At 57.9% G+C, this 20,929-nt stretch carries 6 protein-coding genes; 2 read left to right on the forward strand and 4 right to left on the reverse strand.

The window, feature by feature from the left end:
• Window positions 1-205: 205 nt before the first annotated feature.
• Both QFX16_RS03055 and QFX16_RS03060 read left to right on the forward strand, forming a co-directional pair.
• Entirely contained in the window at window positions 206-7,111 is a 6,906-nt protein-coding gene (locus QFX16_RS03055) for a TcdA/TcdB pore-forming domain-containing protein (RefSeq protein ID WP_283184512.1), read from the forward strand.
• 75 nt (window positions 7,112-7,186) lie between these two features.
• Window positions 7,187-14,272, forward strand: a complete 7,086-nt coding sequence (locus tag QFX16_RS03060) for a TcdA/TcdB pore-forming domain-containing protein (protein WP_283182783.1) — start codon at window positions 7,187-7,189, stop codon at window positions 14,270-14,272.
• Here QFX16_RS03060 and tspR read toward each other — a convergent pair.
• From tspR to purH, 4 genes are all read right to left on the reverse strand, one after another.
• Window positions 14,241-14,837 carry a MarC family protein gene (gene tspR, locus QFX16_RS03065; protein WP_007937197.1) on the reverse strand — a complete coding sequence of 199 codons (597 nt, stop codon included), beginning with the start codon at window positions 14,835-14,837 and terminating at the stop codon, window positions 14,241-14,243. The genes QFX16_RS03060 and tspR overlap by 32 nt on opposite strands.
• 64 nt (window positions 14,838-14,901) lie before the next feature.
• A complete protein-coding gene (locus tag QFX16_RS03070; protein WP_283182784.1) occupies window positions 14,902-17,679 on the reverse strand; it encodes a hybrid sensor histidine kinase/response regulator in 2,778 nt (925 codons plus the stop codon).
• 99 nt (window positions 17,680-17,778) lie between these two features.
• Window positions 17,779-19,074 carry a phosphoribosylamine--glycine ligase gene (gene purD / locus QFX16_RS03075; protein ID WP_084319205.1) on the reverse strand — a complete coding sequence of 432 codons (1,296 nt, stop codon included), beginning with the start codon at window positions 19,072-19,074 and terminating at the stop codon, window positions 17,779-17,781.
• A 190-nt stretch (window positions 19,075-19,264) separates the two neighbouring features.
• Entirely contained in the window at window positions 19,265-20,872 is a 1,608-nt protein-coding gene (purH, locus tag QFX16_RS03080) for a bifunctional phosphoribosylaminoimidazolecarboxamide formyltransferase/IMP cyclohydrolase (RefSeq protein ID WP_283182785.1), read from the reverse strand.
• Window positions 20,873-20,929: the final 57 nt, after the last annotated feature.

The following is a 20,929-nucleotide window of genomic DNA, read 5'->3' on the forward strand; positions in this document are numbered from 1 at the left end:
AACTTAATTGCATGTATTGAAGCTGGAGAGTGCCTTGTCTAATAGTCATTTGGATGTTCCGTATGTCGGTGAATATGTAAAGTTCGCAAAACTTTTTAATCTTAAAGATCTTGAACAGGCGTTAATTTCGCACAAAGGTACCGATGAGTATGACGACGTCTTCAGGTATTACTCAGGCTGCATCGACTTGCTCGATTCGCCCAGGATGCTGGAGCCGCTGGGCCTGTTGAAACAGGCTTTGGCCTCTTTTGTCGGGCCTGAGGGTCGACCACGACGAACGACTGAGTCGCTTCCTCCCGAGCGCGCGGCCCCCGACGTGACAGGCATCTACGAACGGCTCGAAGGTTTCGAGGCTCGTTTGTCGAGCGGCGTGCAGCAATTGCAAACTCCAAAGACCGACGTTCCGGACAATCTGCATTTTGTCTGGCTCGGCGGTGGTATGGGCGATATCCAGCGCGACTACATCAATATCTGGAAGCAGACATTGTCTGGGCAGGGTTACACCCTCAAACTCTGGTACGACAGCGATGCATTGCTGGCCTACGAAACCAATCGAATTATTGTCGAGGCGGCCAAGGCTGACGCCATGCTTAATGGCGGGCAGGCCAGTAATACCGCTATTGAGCTAGGCGATAAGTATGAACCGCGGGTCATTGCTCTCAAGCAGCAGATGTTTGCGCACATTAATAAAGCGGTAGAGCGCGGTGAGAGCGCCGACGACGCCAGGATAGATCTGTTGGTTCGAGCCTATAGCCAAGATGAAGGACGGTTGAAAGTACTCAGGGAAAAAAACCGCCAGAGTCTGTTGTCGTTGAACGAGGGCGCTATTGTTCTTCGCGATCTCGCCACCGAGGCGACACCGTTGTACTTGCAGGACATCTACGAGCGAGAAATCAGCTTGCGTGGCAACTTTGCTGCCGCCTCCGATGTTGTCCGCGCCGAGGCGCTGTTCGCCGACGGTGGCAGTTATGCAGACGTCGATTACCTGCCGCCGCTGTTCGAAAACCTGGGCGGGGTAGATATCAGCCGGTTTGGCTCGGATGCACGCCTGGGTGTTTTGCAGCTGATACTTGACCACAGCCCTGAGTGGATGCCGGGTCGGCAGGTTTTACGCAGCAGGTACACCAGCTATTTCGAGCAAATTCCCGAGGAACACCGTGAGGCGCTGGAGAATTTTGCCAAGAGCAGCCCTGATATCAGCAGTGTTTTCCGGCGCCCGGTAGAGCGCCAGGTGCGACCGGATGGACTGCGTGCCGTCGCCGAGCAAAGCACGTTGAGTAATGCGTTCATGATGGCTCATCCCGGCTCTGCGATGCTCAAGGCCGTTCTCGACCGTTTCAGCTTTAACTATGAGGTGCTTGATGCCACTACTCGGTTAGCCCTTGAAAGGAAGATTGCTCCTTCCGATTCTCATGCTGTGGCCGACCTTGGCATGGAGATTATCGAGAAAAGGTTAAGGCTCTTGGGCGAGCTGTCGGCGGAGGAGTTTCAGTCCGCCGCATTTCTGACTGTAGCGGTTGCAAAGTACTTCAGGGACGGTATTCGTCCCGATAGCGAGGTGACGATTTATTTGACCGGACCCGCCGCCATGCGTGATGGCATCGCGGATTACGCAAAGATGCATTTCACGCAACAGAGTGCTGAAGCCTCGCGAGCGGATGTCGCCATCCCAGCCATCGCAACCGTCAACCTGGCGACCGAGGAGGAGCTGGATCACTCTTGGAAGGAGAACGAGAATGATTTCACTCAATGGCTGAGCAGAGAAAAAATACGATGGGAAACGGGGCAATTCAAGGCGCGCTATGCCGGCGATGTCACACAGCTGCTCAAGTACCAGCGTATTGATTTCGAAGAAGGCTGGCCGGTGATCGAAGGTCGTCATGTGTTGATCACCGATCTGTTGCAGCAACTGGCCGATGATCTCGGTGAGCCATTTCGCCAGGCAATGAGTCAGCGCCATAACGGCAGCGTGACGTTTGATAAGCCGTTGTCCCTGAGCTTCGATGACCGGCAAGCGATCATTGCTCAGGACGCCAACATCCGCCCCCCGGCATCCCTCCCGGACGCGGCGACACAAAATCTGTCGGTGGATGAACTGCTGAGCCAGGTCGCCAAAGACCCACTTCTCACCGTGAAGCTAAACCCGCTGCAACGTCTGTTGCTGGGTGGGCTATTGGGGGTCAATGCCCTGGATAACCATCATTTTGATGCCGCCAGTGCAACGCTTGAAAACCTTGCCAATACGATGTCGGAGTTGGGAGTCATCCACCGTTACGGGGCCATTGAGCGGGAGTTGTTCAAGCAAAGTCATCCCGCTTTCCTTGCCGGGTTGACGCGTGCTTCCAACCCGCCTGTGGCCTTGTCCGAAACGAGTGTTGTACTCAAGAAACAGGCACTCGAACGTCCGCTGACGCTGGTGGAATGGGGGCGTTTGGTCGCCAGAATTCAGCACGTGGCGAAGCTCGAATACCGCGACCGTATTGGCGAGCGAATCGGTGAGGTGATGGAGAGCTTCGATCACGGCAGTTTCAAAATGGTGCCGCAGGACTTGTTGCTCGAAGGCGCGGGCGACCGGGTTGCCGGACGCTGTTACCCATTGGCGCTGGCCATGGCTGCTGCGCTCCACAAAGGCAACAATGCGGCAAACACTTTGAGAGAACGCTTTTACCTGGCCGTCATCGAGCCTGAGGCCGCGGACTCAAAGGCGTTTGTGAGCATGATCGAGGAGTTGCGTGACGCGCCTGTCAATGACATAGGCAAGCCATTGATGCGCTCTGATCTGGCTCAGGTCGTAGCGATACTGGAAGAAAAAACGGCCAGTACGACCGTAATGCTCAATTCGGACAACCACTCGATGCTAGTGGCGAAAATCTTTGAAGGCGAGCACAGCATTTACCTGCTCTACGACCCGAATTTAGGGATCTTCGAGATTGTTACGTCGTTGGCGTTCAGTGACGCATTGACGCACTTTTTCCTGCGCAAACAAATGGCGGCGCATTACGCAGCCTTTGGCGATGCGCAACGGCCGACCTTCGATCTGATCGAGCTCGATGGCGCCAAACTGAACAAGCTAGTGCTTGCCTCCGGCAGTGAGGTATCAAGCCTGTCCGAGCCGGGTGCTTTGCCTGAACAAGCGCTGCCCAGGGTTCGGCAACGGCTGGCCAGTGCCCGTGGACAGTCGCTGGTCAACAATGCGGCGCTGGGCAGTTCATTGCTGGAACTGGACGCGCACTGGTGGGGTGGGCAGATCGCGCAGACGACACGGCAGTTGCAGGAGCAACACGGGCTGGCGTCGGATTCTGTTGCGTTGTTCGAGACACTGGAGATAACCCCAACAGGGGAATACACAATCAGTCTGGTCAACACCGATGCCGGGCAGACCATTGAGCGTGTCACCACCAGCGATCACCGGTTCCTCAGAATTAAAAACTTCCTCTCCGAAACCTTCCATTCATTGGCCGCTCGCCCGCGTGCGCCGGTCAATCCGCTTGATCCGACGGACGCCGGCAGCGTTCATACGCTCAATGCCGGTTTCACCGTACAAGCCTTGATGAACGTACTGCGTCGTCACGAGACCGCAGCGAGCGGTGGTGACAAGGCCCTGACCACCGCCATTCGCCTCCATGCCTACGTGAACTATGCCCAGCTGGCCCATGGCAACGTAGTGGACGTTATTGGTGTGATCAAACTGGTCCGCCAGGCACTGGACGATGAAAAGCTGATCGCCAGGACCAGCGCGCCGTTAGTGCGCAGGGCGTTGGGGCATATCGCCAATGAAGGGGTCGGTACGGTATTGGGGATGGTGAATGTCGGGTTTGATATTTACCAGTTGAGCCATGCCACCAATGAGATTGAAAAGGCGCAGTTCGGGACGCAGTTGGCCTTCGACTCCGCGAGTACGGTGTTGGGCGCAGCGGGTCTTGGGGCAGCCCTGGCTGGCGCGGGTACGGTGGCCGCGGTGCTGGGGGGCGCCGGGGTGATTCTTGGCGGGTTGGCAGTGGGCGTTACTGCACTGGCCGAAGGTTTTGCAACGATTGCGGAGGAAGCCAAGGAGGTCGCGCTGTTTTTTGATGGGCTTGAAAAGGCGTATGTACAAGGCGGCTATTACCTGGACAAGGCGTCGAATGCCTGGATTGCGCATCCCTTGCTGGTGTTTGCCGATTTGGATTTGCGCGCATCCACCGTCCATTTCGACAGCCCGAAACTGTTCCCGCTTCGGGACCATTTCGGGGTCCCGGATTACGATGTGGATTACAACCGAGCCATCGATATTCGTCAGGGACTTGAGTTGCCGGACTCGGCAAGTTTCTCACCACAGGCAGGACAGACCATCGTTCTGCCCTGCAGACCCAAGACCTGGTACGGCTACGCATACAAGTTGCTGCCGTTTGTCACGTTTCGTCATGCCGGCGGGTACGACACGGCACGTCGACTGGAGAAAAAGAACGAACAGGGGCAATGGCAGTTTCTGTTTTCGTTCTATTCGTTTCCCGGCGAGTACGTGGTCAACCGGCTGTACCCGGCCTACAAACCAACGGTATTCAACGTTCGTCTCGATAACATCGAGCGTTCACTGGCGGTACCTGCGCTGCCGAAGGTGTGGCACAGGCTGGTGTCCTACCGGGTAGAAGGTGCAGGTGCTCAATGTTCCCTGTTGCTCAATCCTGGAGTGAGCCTCGAACTCGCCGCGCCCGGTCACACGGCCATGCTCTGGGTGCTGCGGACTCCATGGCTGGCGGAGACAGACATCCGGATAGAAGCGGGGGGGCACCTTGTTTCGGGGACGCTGGATGTGACGTTCAGTGGCGGTGGCGTTCACCATGTATTGCTTAAGCTGGCGGATAACAAAATCGTGCGTGTAGATCTTGCTGCCCGGCGACTGGAGGTTGTCGAAGAAGAGGCCGATCCGGCCCTCGGGGAACAAGCGTTGCTGGATCACTTCAAGACACTGACCCATGAACATCGCCTGGCCACGTCTTACACCCCCGTTCGCGACTTCGTGGTGCCGTTCGAAAAGCCGGACGAACCCAGGAAGGTAACCGCGTATTACGACTCGGCGCAGGATCGTTTTCTGTACATCCGCGACCCGAATGTCCTGGTGTCCGATGAGGTGGTATTGGGGGCGGTGTTGGAGGGTTCGGCTTACTTCTATCACCCCGAGAGTTTCATTGTCTGGCAGGTCGATGCGATCACCGGGACGCTGGTTCAGCGCTATCGTTTGATTTATAGAGATGGCCTGGCGATTGTCCGCTTTGAGGCCGTGACCAATGGCGGCATTCAGATCGTGCAGCAGCTCCCTGGAAAGGACGGCCAGCGCGATGAACTGACCTATGTGATCCATGACCGGGCCGTGTTGCTCAGCTCGATCACCCGCGGTCAGGATCCTGCGCTGCAGGGTGTTTTGGAGGCTGACACGCTGAAGGACTGGAAGCAGGTGCTGGGCGACTATGTGTTGCTGGCAGAGTCCGCCAATACAGTGAACTGGCGTCCCGGTGCACTGGTTTCGATTTGTTGGCAGATCGATGCAAAGTCGCGGGATCTGGTTTGGGTGCGCAGCAGTGATGGGTTGATTATTCGTGCACCTGCCAGGCGTCACCATGCGCGGGGATGGGCAGATTCGATCAAGGCCTTGAATGAACTTCTGCTCATCACCCCCGCCGGTGCCGAGGGCGACGTGTTCGTTACCTACGACAAACCTCGCCAAAGCCTCACGCGTCAGCAAAGATCGATGGAGGATGGTCGCGCACAATGGTCGTCCAGCAACATCTCTCCCCCGGGGTTGAAAAATGTTATCGCCGTTGAACGGGACTATCTCGCCCTGACCGACTCTGGTCTGTTCTTTGACATTGCGCCGGACGGGAATCTGAAACTCGGCGGGCTGACCGAGCACTGGTTCAAGGGAAATACCCAATGGTGGTCGGCGCTGGAAACGGTTGCGTTGCAATACCCGGTGCCGAGTTTTGCCATCCTGGGTTTGACCGGTTTCAAAGCCGGTTTGTGCGCCTGGTACTTGGGTGGTCGGCTGCTGCTCGCTGAAATGGGGCACGGCAAAGAAGTACGGTTGCTGAGTATTACTCCAGACAATCAGGCCACCTGGCTGTTTGATCTTTCAACCGGCAAGATTATCCGTCAGGGTTTTATCGATCCAGACCGCTTGAGCACGGCATTTGCCCAGGGAACGAAACTGTTACTGGCTGAGGCATTGCCAGCCCCGACGCAGGAATGGGCGAGCTGGACCTTTAGTGACGTAACAGTGGAAGGCTCTGGCCTGAGGGCAACGACGCTTGAAGGTGTGGAGGTGGATTTACAGTACAACGAACCGGTACGGATTACGGGCGTTAACAGCCATTGGGTCGCAGCACTGGAAGGTGAATTGAGAGAGGGCCTGGCGGCGCTGGCGAACGAACATCGAAGCGCCGATTTTCTGTCCGTCAAAGACCCTGACTACCAACAATGGTACGTGGTCCGGACCGGACGGTTGATCCGTATTCCGAAGGCCGCTATTGCTGCGCAATTCACGCTCGTCGGCACTCAGCATCAAACCAATGTGATGCTGCATGACAGCGGGGATGGTTTTTTGCACACCTATCCGCAGAACAACAAGGTCGGGCCGCTCGGCTATGTCCAGCGAAACGCTGAAGTCCTGGTGGTCGAGGGGTCGAAAACGCGTACGGACCTGCTCCCGTTGATTGCCGATGATGTCAGCATCCTGGTGCTCAAACTGGGTCAAGGTTCAACGACCTGTCGGCTTACCAGAGCCGCGTGGTTGAAACTTGAATCGGTCATTGTCGATTGCCGTCATTCGCTCGACCGCTCGCCTTCGGTTCCGGGAAAACTGATCTGGGATATCGTGGTTGCGGATCAGTTGTGGGCGAGCCGGGTCGATGAGCACTTGGTGATTGTGGATGCGGACAGCGGACACAGTTTGATCTTTCGCGACGTGTTCTCGACCGATGTCGTTTTGCAACGGAACGTATTTCTGACGATGAGCAGCTATCAGTCCTTCGCGGTGTCAACACTGGTGAGTGCCCTGGCCAGGAAGGGCAGCACGAACAGTGTGTTACTCAAAGACATTTTGCCCACCGCAATAGTTGAAAAAATAGAAGATTGAGTTCTGACAGCCACTGACACATTGAACCTGTTCGATGTGTCAGTGGCTGTCTTTTTTTTTCATAAGGATATGAAAATGAAAAGTACAACGACGGGAACGCTAAATCAGACTGACACTATTTCCACGCCGTTTGATCGCAGCGAGTTGGAGTTTGCGTTGAGCGGTTTCAAAGACATGCCGGAGCATGCAGCGGCCTTGCGTTACTTCGACGGTGCTACCGAAGCGTCGAGTCTTGACGCCCAACTGACGCCGATAAGCCTATTGAAGGAAACCCTCGAATCAATAAACCCGAAAGGTTCGGCTGCCACACTGCAAAAAGTCCGGGATAAATTGACGGACTATTTCCTGCGTTTGAGTACAACTGTCGAACTACTGAATACAGCCAAACCCGTCCCTAAAAAGTTGCACTTTGTCTGGGTGGGCGGGGGCATTGGCGCTATTCAGGGAGACTACATCAATGTCTGGAGGCAAATGCTTGCCCCACAGGGTTACAGCCTCAACCTGTGGTATGACAGCGATGCTTTGCTGGCCCATGAGACCCATCGCATTATCGTCGAGTCAGCCAAAGCGCTGGGGGCGATTTCTGCGCCACAAGGCGCAGTCGATACGTCTGCTGCGCTGGCTCGTCGTTACATCGAGCGAACTCGAGTGTTGCGACAGCAGATGTTCGAGCATATCCAGACTGTCACCCAGGCGGGCGGGAGCGCCGATCAGGCGCGGATCGATCTTTTAGTCAGTGCCTATGGCCAGGACGAAGGTGTGCTCAAGGCGCTCAAGGCCCGAAATCTTCAATCTCTGCAACGCGTGGAAATTGCCCATCGAGACATACACGTAGAGCTTATCGATCAACCGTTGTTCGATATTTATGAGCGCGAAATCTCATTTCGCACCAACCTGGCGGCTGCATCCGATATCACACGTTTACAGGTTCTGAACATCGAGAGTGGAACCTATCTTGACGCTGACTTGCTGCCGTCTCTGCATAAAGTGCTCGGTGGTGTGGATCTCACCGCCTTCGGTGCCGAAGAACGTATAGGTGTGATGCAGTTATTGTTCGATCACAACCCGACACTACTTCCGAATCGGGGACAGGCCTATGCGGATTTTCGCCGCCTGGTGCCTGAACGACACAGGGATGCGTTGATAGCCTTTGCCAAAAGCGCACCGTCCCTCAACGATATTTTTGCGCCGTTCAATGACGTCATGGTTGCAGCGAACGGGCTGCGCGCCGGGAACAAAAACACGCCTGATTCGATGTCTGATCAAATCAAGACGCCATTTAACGGATTATCCAATGCCCTGTTGAGTGGTCATGCGGGTTCTGCGCAACTCGCCGCCGTTATGGAAAAAATTCGCAGCAACTATCAGTTCCTGGACCGGGTCGTTGCGCAAGCCTTGAGCAGCAATGTATCGCTTCAGGATCGTCAGGCATTCCCCGATCTGATTATCCGGGAGCTGGAGAAACAACACGGTCCGATTTCAACCTGGGAGGCGAATATCCACAGCCTCAACAGTTTTTTGCAGGCGATCAATGACTACGATGCCGACGGCATCAAATTCGGTGCCCAATCCGCCCTTGTAATGAGCGGGCCGACGGCGGTGTCCAGCGGTTTGAGTGACTTTGTCGAAGACCATGCGGTGCTTGAAAGCCGCCAACTGATCAGCGACAAGGTTGACCTGTTCGACGGCTTTAACCTCGCCACCGAAGAAGAAACCCATCACAGCTGGAAAGACAATGCCAGGACTGAGGCGGCCTGGTTCGAGCTTGAAACAACCAAAGCGAGCCAGGGCGGCTATAAGGCCCATTTCAAAGGCAACATCACAGAGCTGCTTAAAGGTCGGCTTATGACGTTTGAAAAGGGTTGGCCTGTGATTGAAGGCCGTCCCGTTTTGCAGACCGACCTCTTGCAGCAACTGGTGGATGACCTCGGTGTCCCCTTCATCCGGGCCATGAACGAAAAACTCAGCGGCGACCTGAGCTTCGATAAGCCTTGGTCCCTGAGCTTCGATGAGCGTCAGCAGATCCTGGCGCAAGCCCGTGTCGAACTTCCGGTCTCACACGGTTTTGAGCCGATCGGTAACTTGAACGAAATGATTGCCCGTATTGGCCACGGCTCTCTGCCGCTTGATCAGTTGAGCCCGGTGCATCGAGTACTACTCGGGGGGCTGTTCGGCGCGCAGACGCTGGATAATGCCGGATTCGACGATGCCTGGCGGCGCACCCGAACCCTCGCTCAGAGCACCGCCGACCGGGGTTTCGCCCAGCGATATCTGGCCATCGAGCAGGCCTTGCTCGCACGCAGGCATCCTGCATTCGAAGCCGGGTTTGCAGTTGCCCAGGCATCGGTTGAGCCATCGAAAAACAGCGCTCAGGTGCTCAAGGCCCTTGCGTTCGAGAAGCCGTTGACCTTGCGTCAATGGGGCGATCACATGGCCCGCATCAGGTTTCAGGCCCAATACGAACTGCGCCAGCACATCTTCCAGCGCAGCGCCACGGTGCTGGAAACCTTCATCGCGCAAGGTGCTTCGACGGGGAGGCTGATGCCCCAGGGGTTACTGGTCAGAGGTGAAGGCGATCCCGGAAGGCGCTGTTATCCACTGGTGTTGGCTATGGCGGCAGCCCTCGAAAAAGGCCCCTCGGCCGTGGACGCTTTGAGCGGCAGGTTGGCCAATGCCAACCTTGCGCCCGACGCCAATGAAACCCATGCTTTTCTGCGGACCCTCGATGAGCTGCGAACCGTGCCAATGGCGCGGTCGGGCACTTTGTCAGGAGAGTCCGGGCTGAATCAGGTCATGCAGACACTGGAAGCCAGGACTTCCACCAGTACCTTGATGCTCAACACCGAAAGCCATTCCCTGTTGGTGGCAAAAGTCGTCAATGGCGAGTCGAGCGTCTATCACTTCTACGATCCGAATTTCGGTGTCTTCGGATTTGACCAGGCGCAGGACCTGCACCGTGGTCTGGAGCGATTTCTGAGCAGCCCTGAGCTGGCCAAACTCTATGAGATCAGTTACTTGATGGAAGCGACGTTCAACGTCGTCGACCTCAATGGCCCGCGTATTGCCGATCTGACACTGCCGTCGCAGATCAATGTGTCGGGTTTGCTGAGCCATGATCCGATCAGCACCGGTGTAACGGTGGCGCCATGGGAACACCATGCTGAGTTACGGGCCCGTTCATTGGCGGAAAATGCCCGACTGGGGCGTGGACTGAACGAGCTGGACGCCCGTCACTGGGCGCAGCAGATTCAGCACAGCGCTGATCGCCTCCACGCGGAAAGTAACCTTGGGCGAGACTTTGTTCCGGTGTTCGACAGTGTGCGAGAGGTGTCGGGTGGACACTATGAAATCAGCCTGGTCAATCTCAAGGACCCCACGCGCACCGTCAGGGTGTCAAGCACCGACGGAGTTCTGTCGCGGATCCGCTCCTACCTGACGGAGACCTTCCAGACACTGTCGGTCAAGCCGTCCGTACCGGGTTATGTCGACCCGACCGATGTTAGCGCCGTGCATACCTTGAATGCGGCTTTTACGGTTCAGGCGCTGCTGGTGGCGCTCCAGTCCCATGAGCAAATCAGCGACATCAATGAAGACCGGAGCCTGACGACTGCCGTGCGAATGCACGGTTACCTCAGTTACGCGCAACTGGCCCATGGCAATCTGCTCGACATCGCGGATCTGGTCAAACTGTTCAGGGTGGCGTTAAACGACGCACCGCTGGTCGCCCGGACCACCTCCTCGGTAGTGGTCAACGCGCTGGGACATATTGCCAGGGATGGTTTGGCCACGGTGATGCAGCTGGCTACTCTGGGTTTCGATATCTATCTGCTGGCCAATGCCAAGGACGATCTGCAACGGGCGCAATACGGCACGCAGTTGGCGTTCGATTCCGCGGGGTTGGCACTGTCTGCGGCCGGCATAGGCGCCGGCCTGGCAGGTGCCAGTACGGCAGCTGCGTTTCTTGGCGGGGCCGGTGTGATTCTGGGCGGGCTGGCCATTGGCGTGAGCGCGCTGGTCGAAGGGTTCAACGGCACATTGGAGCGAGGACGGCGGATCGGCCAGTACCTGAACCGCGTCGATAAGGCGTATCGCTCGGGCGGTCACTCGATCAGGGAGGGTGTGTTTTATCCGAGTCCTTATGCGGTCATCCGCGAGATTGATTTGCGCAACCAGCGACTGACGTTTGGTAGTCAGGAAATTTTATCGGCCAACACCTCCGTGCTGCACCCGCCGAATGACAATCCTGATCGTTCGAAAGCCATCAACATTCGACAACACCTTAAGTTGCCGGAGCATGCGGCTATTGGCGATTTGACGACCTTTCAGGCCATTGTCCTGCCGTGTGTGGCCAACACCTGGTTCGGTTTCAATTACTCGGCCCTGCCGTTTTCGACCACGCGTTCCGAGCATTTTGAAACTGCGCTGAAGCTGGAGTACGACACAGCAGGCAATCGCCAGTTCTGGTTCACCTTTTACAAGTTCCCCACCGAGTACATCTTGCACAACTTGTATCCGAAAGAGGTCGAGACGACGATCAGTGTCTTGCTGGATAAGGAGCCGCGTTCGTTGCTGGTGCCCGAGCTGCCCAAAATGTTGCACGGCAAGCTGTCCTACAGTGTTGAAGGGGTGGGCGGTCATTGTGCGCTGACACTCGCCCCGGGCGTGCGATCGGTCAATCTGTCGCTGGCACAGAAGGCTCGCCCCATGGCCTGGACGCTGCGTGCGCTCTGGTTGAGCGAAGAGGACATCGTTGTCGGCGAAGGCCTTTTGAAGGTGGGAACTGTCGACGTTCACGTCATGGGTACGCCTGAATTGGTTATCCAGACTTCGCATAACTCGTTTCGAGTCAACTGGGCAAAACAGCAGTTGCTGCTCGAAGAGCTGGAGAACGATCCGACTGTCGACACTGCGATTATCCAGGCCCGAGTCAGGAAACTGGCCCGCACCAATCGTTTGGCCAGCCCATTCACAGCGGTACAGAATTTCCCGGTTCCGTTCGCAGACCCACAAGAACCACCACTCACCACGGCTTTTTATGAGCAGGCCCGTGATCGTTTTATCTACGCTCGCGACCTCCCATCAGCACTGGCGAACCAAGCCAGGCTGGGCGCGGTGATGGGTGGGCAGGCGTATTTCTATTGCTCCCGGGAAGCACTCATCTGGCGCTCTGACGTGGTCACCGGGCAGGTCAATCGATTCTATAGGCTGATGGATCCGGTGCCCGGTTCGAGCATTTCGGTGTTCCAGGTCCTGGGGCCGGGGGTCATTCGGATTGTCCAGCAAGTGACCCAGCGCACTGGGCGTGAAGCCGAGGTGGTCTACCTATTGGGTGAGGACGAAGTCTTGCTGCTGGCGATTGCAGGTCATCTGACCGACCGTCAGCAAGACCTGCTGCTCAAGGGCGCCATGCCTGGGTGGTCGAACTTCCTGTGGGATTACGAACTGTTGGTCAAGGACTCGAAACTTTGGCCTTTGACCCAAGTGATAGTCGTGGATTATCAGCCAGCGGCGTTTGTCTCGATAACACCTTTGACCCAGGGCAGAAAGGAACCGGTCAGCACGTGGGTCCGTGCTGCTGATGGCCTGCTGATTCGTCCCAATGTGCCGCAGATTGAGGGGCCGGGCGGCGCGGTCAGCCCGATGTTGCTGACACCCGCGACCAGCACGGGCGATACCGTCCTGTTCTTTGACAAGCACAATCGGACCCTCTATCGCCAGAAGATCGGGATGACTGTCACCGGTGTGGATGCCCAGGCTGAGCGTATCGGGCCCTGGAATGTGATTGAAGTCATCGCCAATGAAAAACGCTACGTTGCGTTGACCAGGGAAGGGCTGTATTTCGATATCAACGAGCAAGGGCAGTCGCAGCTGGCCGGAGTCTCCGAAGACTGGCTGGAGGATGCCAGAGGGCCGTTGGGCATTGGCTTTGAGTTTTGGACCGACGTTGAGGCGCTTGCGAAGGCGCATCAAGCGTCGAGCTTTTCGATTCTTGGTCTGGGCACCGGCGTACGGGATGAAAAACTGTGTGCCTGGTACGTCGACCATCGATTGCTGATTGCTGATGTGGGCCCCGGCAAGGTAGTGCAGTTGGTGGCAACGCCTCCAGATGAGGAGGCGGGCTGGCTGCTGGATATTTCCGTTGGGCAACTTTACCGCCAAGCGTTCCTTGAGCCTGAAAAACTACCGACACTCTTTGATAATGGTCTTCAGCTTCTGCGGAAGGACCTGTTGCCTGTGCTACAAAAGGTCTGGCCCGAATGGTCTTTTGCGCAGGTATGGACACAGGGTGCCGGTCTGCGAGGGCGGACGCTTGAAGGGGTTGAACTCGAGATGATGTTCGGTGAACCGGCACGTATTGTCGGCGTCACGGGAGACTGGGTTCTGGCGCAACAGGGTACGAATTACCCATACGATGCGGGGGTGAGGCAAGCGTTAAAGGCGCTGGTGAGCAAGCATCCCCACGAAGCATTTGTATCGGTTGGCGGTTACTCGGGCTACCAATGGTACGTCGAGGGCATCGATCGTGTGGTGGGTGAGGTCAATACGAGCCTGGAAACCCGACTGCTGGGTGTTCGAAACAAAGCTGTTGCCTTGTTACATGAAACGCCCAGCCAACTGACATACAGCGCTTCGAAGGATGTGTGGCTGGAGAACAGCGTTGCACGTCGTGAAGCCGAGGTGTTGATGCTGGAGTTTCAGGGTGAGCTCAATGACGTTATGCCGTTGATACCTGACGGCGTTACCCAGTTGATCTTGAGTTATGGGCCCAGAGCGATCAGCTGCAGCGTATCGAGCACTGTCTGGCAGCGGCTTGAATGCATTGTGGTTGATTGTCGTCGTTCGTTGAGCGCTGAGTCTCTGATGCCTGGCACATTGATTCTGGATACCGGGGCGCAGGATGTGTGGCGGGTCAGCCTGGTTGAAAGGCAGTTGCTGTTCACCGATCCGAACACCGGGCACAGCCTGATCTTGCGCGATCACTCCGACGATTTGGCCGAGCGCCGCGCGGTGAGCCTGAGTCTTCAGGTTCATGGCACCACAGTGACCGTAACCCTTGATCAGCTAGTGCAGGCACTGGCCATCGATGGCGAGGACAGGCAGCTCGCCGCGCTAATGACGAAGGTGGGCGTCACGGAACCAGATAGCCCTTCACCCCGGTAAAGATGATCTGCGCCGCCAATGCGCAGACGAACAACCCCATCAACCGGCTGACGATCTGCAAGCCCTGGTCACCGAGAATCCGCTCGATGCGGTTGGACAGATAAAGCACCACGCCGACCGTAAAACTGGCCAGGGCAATACTGAGAATGGCCGTGAGTTTGTCGTCCCAATGAGGCTGACTCACGCCCATCACCAGCAAGGCGCCGATGGTGCCGGGGCCGACCGTCAGGGGAATGGTCAGCGGGACGATGGTCACGTCCTGCTGCACGTTGTCGGTTTGCACCGCCGACTTGCCCTGGGCCATGCCCAGCGCCGAGATAAACAACACACTGCCGGCGCCGATGCGGAAGGCGTCCACGGTGATGCCGAAGACACTGAAAATCACCCTCCCGAACAGGTACAGCAAGACGCTGGAGACCAGCGTGGCTGTCGCCACTTTCCAGGCCAGTCGACGCTGTTCCTTGCGCGAATAACCGCGGGTCAGGCTGATGAAGCAGGACAATACGAAGAACGGGCTGTAGAGCACCAGCATCTTCAGGTAAACGCTGAACAACACGTGGAGCATGGTGCAAGCTCACTGGCGAGGGAAGTCGAGGGGGAGTCTATCAGGCGCTGCGGGGTCTGTCGGCTCAGGACGTTTGAGTCGCTGCCCGGATCTGCTGATCGCGCTGGGCCACCCAATGCTCGATCAGGTCACGCAGTTGCGACAGCTCGACCGGTTTGGCCATATGCCCGTCCATACCGGCCTGGCGTGCACGTTCTTTGTGCTCGGCGAGGATGTGCGCAGTCAACGCCACCACCGGCGTGCGAGTCCGCTGATTACCGACTTCCCAGGCACGCAATTGCTGAGTTGCGGAGAAGCCGTCGAGGATCGGCATTTCGCAATCCATCAGGACCAGGTCATAACGCTGGGTTTTCATCGCCTGCAAGGCTTCTTCGCCATTGCTGGCGGTATCCGGTTGCAGGTTGAGCTTGCCTAGCATGCCGCGAATCACCTTGGTCGAGATGCTGTTGTCTTCGGCCACCAGGATGCGGAAATCGCTTGGCACCTTCACCGGTAAGGTCGGGCCGATGGGCAGGTGCTGTGAGATGGAGAGGCCCTTGTTTCGCTGGTTCAACTCGTCGGCCAACGTCGTCTTGAGGGTGTAACCGGCCACCGGTTTGGCGAGGATGCGTTTGATCCCGGAGTTGCGCGCGATGATCTTGCTGGGCGCATTGCTGATGCCGGTGAGCATGATCAGCAGGATGTCGTGGTTCAGGCTCGGGTCTTCCTTGATCTTGGCCGCCAGTTGCATGCCGGTCATGCCGGGCATGTTCTGGTCCAGCAAGACCACGTCGAAGTAATCGCGCAAGTGAGCCTTGGTGCGCAGCAGCGCCAGCGCTTCCTTCCCGGACGCTACGGCACTAACGTTCAGGCCCCAGGCGGTGCACTGTTGCACCAGCACTTTGCGACAGGTGTCGTTGTCGTCCACCACCAGTACCCGTGCACCCTGCAGGGGGCCATCAAGGTCAGATGTCGGGTGTTCGAGGCGGTCAGGGTCCAGCGGCAGGGTCAGCCACAAGGTGCTGCCCTGGTTGGCGCCGCTCTTGATCCCGAACTCCCCTTGCATCAAGCGAATCAGCTGACGGGCGATCACCAGTCCCAGGTTGCCTCCCAGACGGGTGGCCGAGAGGAAGTGCTTGCTGTGCAGTTCGGCGTGCATCAATGCGTCGCGCTCTTCGGCGTCCATCGGCTCACCGCTGTCCTGCACGGCAATGCGCAAGCGCGGTTTGGCACTGCGCTCATCGAGCGCGACGACGATCAGGATTTCGCCTTCGTCGGTTTTCTTCAGGGCGTTTTCCAGCAGGCTCAGCAAGGTCTGACGCAGGCGAGTCGGGTCACCGCTGATGACGCGCGGCACTTGCGGCTGGATAAAGCTGATCAGCTCGACGTTCTGCTGTTCGGCCTTGGCGCGGAAGATGCTCAGACAATCTTCGATCAGTGCGTTGAGGTCGAACTGCACATCGTCCAGTTCGATCTGCCCGGATTCGAGCTTGGAGATGTCGAGAATCTCGTTGATCAGTGTCAGCAGTTCGTTGCCGGCACTGTGGATGGTCTGTACATAGTCGCGCTGCTTGACCGAGAGCGGCGTGCCCAGCAGCAGCTCGGTCATGCCCAGCACGCCATTCATCGGGGTGCGGATTTCGTGGCTGATTTTTGCCAGGAATTCGGCCTTGGCGTTGATCTCGGCGTTGCTGGCGGCCAGGTCGCGGCTGACGCTGAAACGGTCTTCGGTGATGCTGCGCTGACGTTCGCTCAAGGCAATGCTCATCAACAGGCCACTGATACAGATGAACACCAGCAACGTGGTGATCAGACCTTGAGGCTCCACCAGGGTCAGCCCCAGCAGGGCGGGCAGGATAATCAGCGTACCGGCGTTGAACACCACCATTGCCGCCACGAAAAGACGTGCCGGACGATAGCCTTTTTGCCAGTGATAGGCGCTGACGAACAACATGGTCAGGCCCGCGAGGGCGACCAGCGCGTAGGTAATGATGTTCAGCGGTAGCGTGTTGACGAACAACAGCAGCAAGCCGCAGACACTGATGAGCAGGATGTCGCCCAACAGCAGCTTGTTCAGCGGGTGCGGGCCGAGCGGGGCGAAGAAACGATAGGCGAACATCAGGCCGCAGGGTGCCGTCAGCAGCAGGGCGAGGTAAGCGCCCGGTGTCTGGACCGCGTGCCAGTTCGGCAACCACGGGCCGGCCAGGTTCAGCAGCAGGACCAGGCTGAGCATCAACAGCCCTTCGCAGCCCGCCAGCCAGAGACTGCTGCGTGAACGGGAGTAGGCATAACGAATGAGGTTGTGCAGGATCAGCATCGCGATACAGCCGAACAACAGTCCGTAGATCAGCGTCTGATTCTGATTGGCCGCGGTCATGACCGCCGACTGCAGGGTGATGTAAGGCCTCAATTGATGGTCGGAGACCAGTCGCAGGTAAACATCGAGAGGTTTTTCGTTTTGCGGCAACGGCAACATGAAGTCGCTGCTGGGCAGTGGCCGTTCAGCCTGGGGCTGGCCGGTGCCGGTGTTCAGTTGCTCGATCAGCGTGTCGCCGTCCAGCACATACAGATTGAGGTGCGACAGGTCGGGCGCGGATACCCGCAGCAACTGTTCATGCTTGCCGGGAGCGAGTCTGAAACGCAGCCATAACGCGCCATCGGGCTCGGCGGCGGTGAGGCGGTCGAGTTCAATGGGGCTGAATTGATTGGTGTAGCGAGCGGAACGGATGTCGCTGAGCTGCAAGTCGCCCTGTTCGTCGAGCAATACCGCCCAGCCACTGCCTTGCGCGGCCTGGGCCGGGAGCATGCAGAGCAAGGTCAGCAGAGTGACGGTGAAACCTATGGCAATCCTGAGCCAGCGCACGGCGAAATCCCTTCGTAGGTTGATGCCAGAATATAACTATGCGCGGCGCCGGAATAGTCCGGCAAGGGCCCGAAGCCCTTGCCTGGCCGAATGGCGTTCTTATTCCTGATTTTCGCCACGCTCGCGGGCAATGGCACGGTAGCCAATGTCCTTGCGATAGAAACAGCCTTCCCAGTCAATTTTGGCCGCCAGCTTGTAAGCCTGCTGCTGAGCGGCATCGACGCTGGCACCCATTGCCGTGGCGCAGAGCACCCGACCACCGGCCGTCACCACTTGACCGTCCTTGAGTGCAGTACCGGCGTGGAAGACTTTGCCTTCCAGTGCGGCAGCTGCATCGAGGCCGTTGATTGCAACGCCTTTAGCGTAGTCACCAGGATAGCCGCCAGCCGCCAGCACGATGCCGACGCTCGGACGCGGATCCCATTGTGCTTCGACCTTGTCCAGGGCTTGCGCCAGCGCCGCTTCGACCAGCAACACCAGGCTCGACTGCAAACGCAGCATCACCGGTTGGGTCTCAGGGTCGCCGAAACGGCAATTGAACTCGATAACTTTTGGGTTACCAGCCTTGTCGATCATCAGACCGGCGTACAGGAAACCCGTGTAAACGTTGCCTTCCTCGGCCATGCCGCGCACGGTCGGCCAGATCACCAGATCCATGACGCGCTTGTGCACTTCGCTCGTGACCACCGGTGCCGGAGAGTAAGCACCCATGCCGCCGGTGTTCGGACCGGTATCGCCGTCGCCGACGCGTTTGTGGTCCTGGCTAGTGGCCATCGGCAATACGTTTTTGCCGTCGACCATGACGATGAAGCTGGCTTCTTCGCCGTCCAGGAACTCCTCGATCACTACGCGTGAACCGGCGTCGCCGAATGCGTTGCCGGCCAGCATGTCGCGCACGGCGTCTTCGGCTTCGGCCAACGTCATGGCAACGATCACGCCTTTACCGGCGGCCAGGCCATCGGCCTTGATCACGATCGGTGCGCCTTTTTCACGCAGGTAAGCCAGGGCAGGCTCAATCTCGGTGAAGTTCTGGTAGTCGGCGGTCGGGATCTTGTGGCGCGCCAGGAAATCCTTGGTGAAGGCTTTCGAGCCTTCCAGCTGAGCAGCGCCAGCGGTCGGACCGAAGCAGTCCAGGCCACGGGAGCGGAACAGATCGACGACACCCGCGACCAGCGGCACTTCCGGGCCGACGATGGTCAGGGAAACGTTTTTCTCGGCGAAATCTGCAAGCTGTTCAAGGGCCAGCACATCGATAGCGACGTTCTCGCACTTGGCTTCAATGGCGGTGCCGGCGTTGCCGGGCGCCACGAAAACTTTCTGCACACGCGGATCCTGAGCCACTTTCCAGGCCAGGGCGTGTTCACGGCCACCGCTGCCAATGATCAAAACATTCATTTCAAAAACCTCGGATGACGCTAATTCTGTTTTTAGAACCTAAAGCGCTTCACGCTGTAGGAGGGCGCAATGAAGTCGGTAGATGCAAGGCGGAGTCGACCTCGATGAGCGGAGTTGCCTTTTGGCAATGAGCATCATCGAGGTCGGCTCCAACGCAGCAGATGCCGGCTTCAGTGCGGCCGTCGTCTAGTTAGTGACGGAAGTGGCGCATGCCGGTGAATACCATGGCGATGCCGGCCTCGTCAGCCGCAGCAATCACTTCGTTATCGCGCATCGAGCCGCCAGGCTGGATCACCGCAGTGATACCGACCTTGGCCGCGTTGTCGATACCGTCGCGGAACGGGAAGAATGCATCCGATGCCATGACCGCACCTTGTACCTGCAAACCAGCGTGTTCAGCCTTGATCGCAGCAATGCGTGCGGAATTCACACGGCTCATCTGGCCAGCGCCGACACCGATGGTCTGACGGTTCTTGGCGTAGACGATGGCGTTGGACTTAACGTACTTGGCGACTTTCCAGGCGAAGATCAGGTCGTGGATCTCTTGCTCGGTCGGGGCGCGCTTGGTCACGACTTTCAGGTCGTCGGCACCGATCATGCCGATGTCGCGGCTCTGCACCAGCAGGCCACCGTTGACGCGTTTGTAGTCCCAGGCAGCGGCGCGATCAGCCGACCACTCGCCGCAAACCAGCAGGCGCACGTTGGCTTTTGCCGCCACGATGGCGCGAGCTTCTGCGCTGACGGAAGGGGCGATGATCACTTCGACGAACTGACGCTCGACGATGGCCTTGGCGGTTTCAGCATCCAGTTCGCGGTTGAAGGCGATGATGCCGCCGAACGCCGACTCGGTGTCGGTGGCGTAGGCCAGTTCGTAAGCCTGGCGGATACCGCCTTCGGCGTCCGGGCTCACGGCCACGCCGCACGGGTTGGCGTGCTTGACGATCACGCAAGCCGGTTTGACGAAGCTCTTCACGCATTCCAGCGCGGCGTCGGTGTCGGCCACGTTGTTGTACGACAGCTCTTTGCCTTGCAGCTGGGTGGCGGTGGCGATACCGACTTCGGCCGGTTTGGCTTCAACGTAGAACGCCGCGCTCTGGTGCGGGTTCTCGCCGTAGCGCATTTCCTGAGCCTTGACGAACTGGCTGTTGAAAGTGCGTGGGAACTCGCTGCGACCTTCGGTGCTGAGGGTGTCAGCCGCCTGGTTCACGGTGCCCATGTAGTTGGCGATCATGCCGTCATACGCTGCGGTGTGTTCGAAGGCCTTGAGCATCAGGTCGAAACGCTGAGCGTAGGTCAGGCCGCCAGCCTTGAGGCTTTCGAGGACGCTGGCGTAGTCGCTGGCATTCACCACGATGGCCACGTCTTTGTGGTTTTTTGCAGCCGAACGGACCATGGTCGGGCCGCCGATATCGATGTTTTCGATCGCGGTCGGCAGGTCGCAGCCTGGCTTGTTGATGGTGGCTTCGAACGGGTACAGGTTGACCGCTACCAGGTCGATCGGCTTGATGCCGTGCTCGTTCATGATGGCGTCGTCGATACCGCGACGACCGAGGATCCCGCCGTGGATTTTCGGGTGCAGGGTTTTCACCCGACCGTCCATCATTTCTGCGAAACCGGTGTAATCCGCGACTTCCACTGCGGCAACACCGTTGTCGCGCAGCAGCTTGAACGTTCCGCCGGTGGAGAGGATCTCGACGCCCAGGGCTTCAAGCTCTTTGGCGAATTCGAGGATCCCGGTCTTGTCGGAAACGCTGATCAAGGCGCGGCGGATCGGCAGGCGGGTAGTCTGGTCGGTCATTTCAATTTCCATCAAAAGCAAAGGAGTCAGCAAAAAAGGCGACCGTTTTTACGCGGG

Source organism: Pseudomonas svalbardensis (assembly GCF_030053115.1).
Lineage (GTDB): Bacteria > Pseudomonadota > Gammaproteobacteria > Pseudomonadales > Pseudomonadaceae > Aquipseudomonas > Aquipseudomonas svalbardensis.

Excerpts from the sequence above, each read along its gene's own strand:
- QFX16_RS03055 (WP_283184512.1), top strand. The coding sequence starts at position 206 with ATGCTGGAGCCGCTGGGCCTGTTGAAACAGGCTTTGGCCTCTTTTGTC.
- QFX16_RS03060 (WP_283182783.1), top strand. The coding sequence starts at position 7,187 with ATGAAAAGTACAACGACGGGAACGCTAAATCAGACTGACACTATTTCC.
- tspR (WP_007937197.1), bottom strand. The coding sequence starts at position 14,837 with ATGCTCCACGTGTTGTTCAGCGTTTACCTGAAGATGCTGGTGCTCTAC.
- purD (WP_084319205.1), bottom strand. The coding sequence starts at position 19,074 with ATGAATGTTTTGATCATTGGCAGCGGTGGCCGTGAACACGCCCTGGCC.
- purH (WP_283182785.1), bottom strand. The coding sequence starts at position 20,872 with ATGACCGACCAGACTACCCGCCTGCCGATCCGCCGCGCCTTGATCAGC.